Annotated in this window: 5 protein-coding genes and 2 tRNA genes; all 7 read left to right on the top strand. The window is 54.7% G+C overall.

The annotated features are described in order from the left end of the window. The first annotated feature begins 19 nt into the window (after positions 1 to 19). A tRNA-Val gene (locus A3730_RS17360) sits at positions 20 to 95 on the top strand. A gap of 36 nt (positions 96 to 131) precedes the next feature. Beyond that, a tRNA-Asp gene (locus A3730_RS17355) sits at positions 132 to 208 on the top strand. A gap of 666 nt (positions 209 to 874) precedes the next feature. Continuing rightward, positions 875 to 2,236 (top strand): hypothetical protein, encoded by a 1,362-nt coding sequence (locus tag A3730_RS17350; RefSeq protein ID WP_063538553.1) that lies wholly within the window; start codon positions 875 to 877, stop codon positions 2,234 to 2,236. Between the two features lie 133 nt (positions 2,237 to 2,369). Next, positions 2,370 to 3,443, top strand: a complete 1,074-nt coding sequence (locus A3730_RS17345) for a cyclic nucleotide-binding domain-containing protein (RefSeq protein ID WP_063538551.1) — start codon at positions 2,370 to 2,372, stop codon at positions 3,441 to 3,443. 79 nt (positions 3,444 to 3,522) lie between these two features. Beyond that, positions 3,523 to 4,413, top strand: a complete 891-nt coding sequence (locus A3730_RS17340) for an NAD(+) kinase (RefSeq protein ID WP_063520239.1) — start codon at positions 3,523 to 3,525, stop codon at positions 4,411 to 4,413. Between the two features lie 128 nt (positions 4,414 to 4,541). Then, positions 4,542 to 4,814 carry a YeaC family protein gene (locus A3730_RS17335; RefSeq protein ID WP_063520240.1) on the top strand — a complete coding sequence of 91 codons (273 nt, stop codon included), beginning with the start codon at positions 4,542 to 4,544 and terminating at the stop codon, positions 4,812 to 4,814. 280 nt (positions 4,815 to 5,094) lie between these two features. Further along, on the top strand, positions 5,095 to 7,578 hold the full coding sequence (locus A3730_RS17330; protein ID WP_063520241.1) for a hypothetical protein: 2,484 nt from the start codon (positions 5,095 to 5,097) through the stop codon (positions 7,576 to 7,578). Positions 7,579 to 7,669 lie beyond the last annotated feature (91 nt).

The following is a 7,669-nucleotide window of genomic DNA, read 5'->3' as shown; positions in this document are numbered from 1 at the left end:
CACTTCGCAGCGCGAACAAGGGTGATTAGCTCAGCTGGGAGAGCATCTGCCTTACAAGCAGAGGGTCGGCGGTTCGATCCCGTCATCACCCACCATATTTAGCAAGTGAAAGAATTCCGAAAGGGATAAGTGGAGCGGTAGTTCAGTTGGTTAGAATACCGGCCTGTCACGCCGGGGGTCGCGGGTTCGAGTCCCGTCCGCTCCGCCACTATTCAGCAAGAAAGGCTCTCCTTCGGGAGGGCCTTTTTTGTGTGTGAAAAACGCTGAAAACGGCACGCTTGATGCCAAATGCCTGATGTTTGACGCAAAACGGTCGCTGTTCCTGCGTTGTTAGTTCTTGCCTTTGTCCTTGCGTGCTCCCGGTTTTTCTTTGTCAGGCATCCTGCGTCAGGCATCTGGCGTTACCTTTCATGAACTTGTCACTTTCTTTCTGTCTAATTTCACGGACAACATGTGAAACGATAGAAGGAAAAAGACAATGGATGATTATCTGGAAGAGCGTCTGGAAGAAAAGCTGCTGATGGAAAGCCTGGAAGAGTGGCTGGAAGATGATGATTGGGCAGATGACGGCGAGGAGTTGTAATCCTTCGCCGTTCTCTGCCCCTCTTTGGTTGCCCCTCCGTCCATCCCGCCTCATTTCTGTCTGCCTTTTCTGCCGCAACGTGACCCCGGTACTGTTCTGATGGCGTTGTCTGACGCAAGCTATTGGCGTGACTTTTGTTTAACTGCCTTTCAGGTCACACTCTTTCCATAAGGCCTGACTATAATTGGCAGCGCCGCGACTGTGGGTGTCACTTTTGGGAGTGACGCGATGTGCGACGCATCTGCCTGCGGCGGCCGCCTATAAAATAATTTCAAGGGAAGGACCGGCACCATGGCTGCATCCTCTGTTACCTCGGAAGCAATCCTGTTTTTTGATCATCGGGGTATTTCCAAAAGCATGCTCTACGCGGATTTCGAAGCCATTCTTGATGGGATGGTGGGGGTTCCGGAGTTTGCAGACAAAGAGGTGCGCGGAGCCTATTGCCTGGTGAATGGCCAGTTACGAGTGCGCTCGCTGGTATTGTTCACCATTGATTTCGATGAAGACGGTATGGCCGATACCACCTGGAATGTGCCGTTGCGTCATCTGGCGGAACACGCAGGCCAGGGTCCGGACATGGGCGCAGGCCCGATTCGTCTTGCTTGCCGTAGTCAGTGCCCGGTGGCCTGGCATCAGGACCAGATGTGGGACCCGGGAATGAAGCCCGGTGCCAATGATTTTATCGCGATCCGTGATTCCATTCGTGAGCGAGGCCCGAAAATGGGCCTGGAAATGGATGATGAGATGGATGCCGCTGCACCGCCAGTGGTGGGATCCTCTGCTCCTACAATCGCACCGGAAGCCGATGAGTCGCAAAAGAAAGCGGATCAGGAGCGTGTTCGCCTGGCACGCATTATCAAAGAGCTGCGCCTGCGGGTGCAGACCCTGGAAAACACCCAGTCTGAAGATGCCGCCAAGGTGCGCTATGCGGCTCAGCAGAAAGAAGAAATCCTCAATGCCCAGCTGGAAAAGGTGATGGGCCAGTTCAAGGCGATCAAATCCCAGAATGGCGCCTTGCGGGAGCAGAATGAATCCCTGAAAGGGCAGTTATTGTCCCTGAATCAGAGTCTGGAAGAGCAGAGCCGCCGCAGTGAGCACCAGGGAAGCGAAATGGAGGTGCTGACGGAGCAGTACAAACTGGCGCTGGAGCAGCGGCTGGAGGAAGAGCGGGCGAAGATGTCCGAGCAGCTGCACGCACTGGAAATGGATGTACTGACCCGCGATGACCTGATTGGCCAGCTCCGTGGGGAAATTGCCGAACAAAAACGCAATAAGGCGAAAGATGCGAACAGCGGGGCCCAGAAGACCCTGGAGAAGCTGGAAGAGCTGGGGCTGAGCTTTATCGCCTTTCACCCTGGAGCGGGGCACATTTCCATTGCCGCGGACCAGGTGGCCAGCTACATGGAAAACCCGATCGCCTTTGCGGCACGCAAATGCCTGGTAACCGAGGATCATTACCGGGCCTGGTTGGCGCACTATGAAAGCCCCACCTGCCAGGTTCCCGTTGGGGCCGACCAGTCTCCCTGTGGCAAGCGGGTAATCCGTGTGGAGGTGCCCAATCAGTTCAAGCCCGGGGTGTCAGATTGCAATGCTAACCGCTGCCCGAACTGCCGCAATGACTCTGCCATCGACAATGTGCTGCGATTCCGTTGAGCGAGCAATTGTGAACTGGGTCCGCCAGGTGCTTGATTGGTAAGATTTTTGCAGTACTTTTTTCTGATAGGGGCTTTGGCCCGGCAGAATTGCAATCACCATTGCAACAACAAGAACATCGGGAGCCGCTGTTATGGCGCAGGAATCCATCGATAAAAGCCTGTTACAGACGTTTGTGCCGGTTAACGCGCTGTCTGGGGATCAACTGGACTGGCTGCTCGACCAGCAGGAAGTGTGCCGCTATGCGTCAGGTGATGCCCTTTTTTCGCTGGGTGATCAGGACAACACCACGATTTACCTGCTTAGCGGCCGGGTTGAACTAACCGATGAAGACGGCAATAGCCATACAGTCAGTGCTGGGGATACCGCATCCTGGCACCCACTGGAGCATGTGCAGCCCCGGCGCAGTACCGCAAAAGCCGTGGGTGAGGTGAGTGTGGTGCGCTTTGACAGCTTCCGGCTGGATACCATTTTGTCATGGGACCAGTCGGCGGGTTACGTCATTCTTGATATTAATGCTAACTCTGCCTACCAGAACGACCGGGAATGGATGATCCGGTTGCTCAAGTCCAAGCTTTTTCATCGGGTGCCGCCGACCAATATCCTAGAAATCTTTCGCCGTCTCAAAGCCACCCGCCACAAAGAAGGTGAGGTGATTATTCGTCAGGGAGAGGCCGCTGATTGCTGCTATATCCTGAAAGAAGGCGTATGCGAGGTGTCGATCAGCATGGGCGAGAGTGAGCCCACGCCTGTGGCCATGCTGGAAGAAGGGCAGTGGTTTGGTGAGGAGGCGCTGTTGTCCGGCAAGCCGCGTAACGCCACGGTGACCATGGCCACGGACGGTGTGCTGATGAAGCTGGATCGGCAGGACTTCGATGCGCTACTGCGCGAGCCCATCATTAATACCATGCCCGGCGATCAGGTGTTGTCTTCCGCAGAGAAGGGGGCCTGGTGGCTGGATGTGCGTACCAGTGATGAATTCGACCAGGAGCATTTGGTCGGGGCTACCAATATGCCGCTTAACGTATTGCGCCTCAAATCCCGTTTGTTGGATCCGGGCAAGACCTATATCGCCTACTGTGATACCGGCCGACGTAGCGCCACCGCCGCTTTTCTGTTAAAAAACGCCGGCCTGGATGTGATCGTGTTGGATGGCGGCCTGAATGCCAATGCTGGTACCCTGCACGAGTACCTGACTCAGGGGTAGCGCTTGCCGGATGGTGAGGCTGCCCGGCCTTCGGGTTTCGCATCACCCGACGCAGCATTACCTGAATGAGATCCCCCCTGTGGCGCAAGAGAAATTTCGCAATATTGGTTTAATCGCACGGTCTGAAAGTGAGCAGGCGCTCTATTCGTTGCGCCAGCTGATCCACTTCCTGCATGGCCGTGATTGCACCGTCATCCTCGATAAACACATTATCGGCAATCTCCCGGAGATGGGCTTGCAGGCCGCCAGTGCCTCACAAATGGGGGAGTCCTGTGATCTGGTGATTGTGGTTGGCGGGGATGGTAGCCTGCTGGGCGCAGCGCGTACGTTGTCCCGCTATAACGTGCCGGTACTGGGTGTGAACCGCGGCCACCTGGGTTTTCTTACCGACATTCTTCCCTCTGAAATCGAATCCCGGGTCGGTCAGGTGCTGGATGGCGAGTACAGTACGGAGAAGCGTTTCCTGCTGGATCTGGAAGTGCGGCGGGGCAAAACGGTGGTGGGTGAGGGTAGCGCCCTGAACGACATTGTGCTGCTGTCGGGTGACAGTGTGCACATGATCGATTTTGAATTGATGATCGACGGGCACTTTGTCTACGGACAGCGCTCCGATGGCCTGATTATCTCTACGCCCACCGGCTCTACCGCCTACGCCCTGTCCGGGGGAGGCCCCATCATGCATCCCAAGCTGGATGCCATGGTGCTGGTGCCCCTGAATCCTCACACCTTGACCAGCCGTCCGCTGGTGGTGGCGGGTGACAGTGAAATCAAAATCCACATCACCACGGAAAAAGTGCGCCCGTTGGTCAGCTGCGATGGCACCGAAGGGATTCGTCTGCAGGTGGATGATGTGATTGCAATACGCAAAAAACCGCATCGCTTGCAGCTGATTCATCCTCCAGGGCATGATTTTTATCAGGCGTGCCGCTCCAAGCTGGGCTGGAGTAGCCGGCCTGGTGATGGCAGTTGATGGTGTGTCTGTAGGAAGCTGCTTGCAGCCGAACCGTTTTCGCTTGCAAGCAAGCTCCTGCAGCCGCAACGACCACCCATGATGCGCCAGACGTTTGGCGTGCTGCCGTTTTAAAATGAGTTATCGATATGAACTACCAGAGCTTTGAAGATCTTATTGCGTCCATGACCCCGCAAGCCTGCGACAACATGCGCCGTGCAGTGGAAACCGGCAAGTGGGCGGATGGCCGGGTTTTAACCCGCGAGCAAAAAGAGCTCTGCCTGCAGGCAGTGATTGCCTGGGAGCAAAAAAACCTGCCTGAAGAGCAGCGCACCGGGTATATGGAACAGGCCTGCAAGAGCAGTGAAGAAAAACCGGAAGAGCAGCCGGTAATCTTGCGTGGCCCGGATACGCTGCAGTAAACATATTTTAAGTATTTGAATACTTTTCGTCGGTGACCGGCGAGTCGTCCTTGAAAAAACGCCTGCCGGCGTTTCTCGCCATTATTTTTCTGTTACGCGCGTTTGTGGAAAAACGGAATTAATGTATTCTTCCTAGAAACCCTGCTTCGGTAGTGGGGTTAGCGTAGGCACAAATAATTCGTTTGGCTAAAGAGCCTTCTGCTGCTTGTATCAAGCCCCCCTGAGTGTAAGTGCAGGCAACGGCAGGAATTAGATAATAAAAAGTGGTTTGGGAGAGATCATGAATACTTATAAAAAGGTACTGCCCCTGGCAGTGGCTATGGCGCTGGCTGCCTGTGGTGGCGGGAGCGACACGGTACCGGATCAGAGCGGGGGTGCCAGTTTTGACACTCACGCTCGATTTAATCCGGTAACTTCGGATTTGCCTTTGAATACAGACTTGGTTTTTGCGGCGGCGGCCACGTCGGATGGCACGGCAGATGTCGGTGCTCCCTCTAATCCGGTGGAAGCGGGAATCAATGCTTTGGATGGTTTCTCAACCAACGCACCTTTCGACATTTATTTTACCGGAGGTGAGCTGGATGAAGCCTCTATTAAGGTGTGTCAGCAAGCCATGCTAGCCACTGGAGAGTGCGCGCAATCCAATGTATTTGTGCTGGCCCTAGATACGGGTGATGAAGATGCACTTGATCCGTTGAATGTAAATCAGGCTGCACCTTTCCTGTTCCCGTTAGCGGATGTGTCTGCCTCGGTGATTTCCCGTGACGGCGAGCAAAACAACGTATTGAGAATTACGCCGAACAAGCCTTTTAATGCGGCGACCAAGTACCTGGTTTTTGTTACCAATGGCCTGAAGGACACGGATGGCAACTCGGTCGGTGCATCTGCGGCGTATGACGCTTTGGGTGAGTCTGAGCCGCCTGTTGCTGGCGCACTGGCGTCTGTGCGTGGCGCTATTCAGGGTTGGGAAGCGTTGGCTGCTGGCTTTATCGGGCAGGCCTCCGGAGGGGGGATCCCGGGAGAGGTAGCGAAAGATTCGGTGGTGATTTCTTATACTTTTACTACTACCGATCCGGTTACGCCATTGCTTGCTAACGCAGCTCCTAAGGCTGCAATCGTTCAGGCCCAACAGAAGAACTTTGGAGTGGATCCCGGTTCAGCAGTACAGAATCTTGGCGCCATTCTTATGGAAGGTGTGGGTTTGAATTCGCCGGAGCCGCGCGATGTTTCCATACCTGCATCGGGTGTCGATGTGAGTGTTCTGACAGATGGGGCGCTTGAGGACGGCGTGGCGTTGTTGTACACAGGTTCAATAGATGTTCCCTACTATTTGAGAACTCCCGAGACAACGATCTCCGGCAACTACAAATTAGATAGCTGGCAACCAGATAGGGAGCTTGGGGACGCATTGTTGCCAAAAATAAAAGCAAGCCTTCCTGTAGAAGCGGCAGACGAACTACCAGCACAATTACCCTTGGCTGACGCGGATGGGGCTACCTTCAACGTAACTTATCGGTACCCCTTTGCTAAGCAGGCTAGTCTTGAATCCGTTCCTTTGCAGATAACCCTTCCTGATGAGGATTATGAAGTTCAGCCCGGTGTTACCTGTGGCATGGCCAAGCCAAGTGGTTTGCAAGTCGTGATGTATGTGCATGGCATCGGTAGCGACCGCACTTCGGTGGTTTCGCTCGCACATAGCCTAGCCAAGGCCTGTGTGGCAACAGTCGCGATTGATTTGCCTTTGCATGGGGCTCGTGCTTTCGACGCGGGTGATGTGGCGCTCAATTTCATCAACTTGGGTGTGCTGACGAACACTCGTGACAATCTGCGCCAAAGTGTTATGGATCTGCTGAACCTCAATGCCAGTCTGGAAGGCATCGGGCAGGCGCTTGAAGATGGAGATATGGTTGGGCTTGATATCAGTGATGTGAAAGTGGTGGGTGTCTCCTTGGGCGGTATTATTGGTGCGACCTACGCTACAGTTAACCAGTTGGCGATAGCTGTGGATGGTCAGCTGGCAACAGAAGCGGCTACCCCAGCATTTGCAAGCAAGCTGAAACCTTTGAGTGGCCTTGTCGTATCGTCTGGGGGGGGGCAGTTAACTCAGTTGCTAAATAACTCGGAAGCTTTTGGTCCTTCTATCAAAGGTGGGCTGGCTGCAGCGGGTGTTATGGAAGGCAGTTCTGATTTCGAGAAGTTTCTGTATGTGGCGCAAAGTACGGTTGATTCCGGTGATCCCGTTAACTTTGCTGAGGTTCTTGCGGGTGCAGCATCATGCGATCCTGTAAAAGCCCAAGCTGGTGACTACCCAAGTATTCTCACTTGTGGGAGTTTGACAATTCCTGTTTTGGTTCAACAAATTGTCGGTGGCGGAGATGCCTCCGTTTACGGAGATGGCACTGAATACTTGGCCGATCAGGTAGTGCCTAACAGCGTTGACGGTGCCCCGCTGGCCGGGACGATGCCGTTGGCTCGTTTGCTGAATGCGCAGCCGGTAGCGGCGGGAACTGGGCCGACAGATGTCACGGATGTGAGTGCCGCCAATGCGTTGGTTAACCTTACCGTGGGTGAGCATGCCTCCTTGCTGACACCTGGCGACCCGGCTACGGCTGGTGGTTTCATTGCTCTGACCGAGTTACAGACTGAAGTGGTAAGCTTTGTGCGGGCTCCAAGCCAGACAGCAGTGGGTATCACCGAGGCTGACTTGCTTGGTAATGGCACGGTTTTGGCGCCGACGGCGCCTTATGTGCAGGCTGCGCCGTAGTGAGCTGACCTGCAGTGCAGCTCATGGCATCATCAACAACACCCCGCTAGTCGGGGTGTTGTTGTTTTCGCAGAGCAGCCGTTAGGGCTGT

This window comes from Alcanivorax sp. HI0044, from assembly GCF_001634945.1.
The sequence above is the reverse complement of the archived record's forward strand: the minus strand, read 5'-3'. Positions and strand labels throughout refer to the sequence as shown.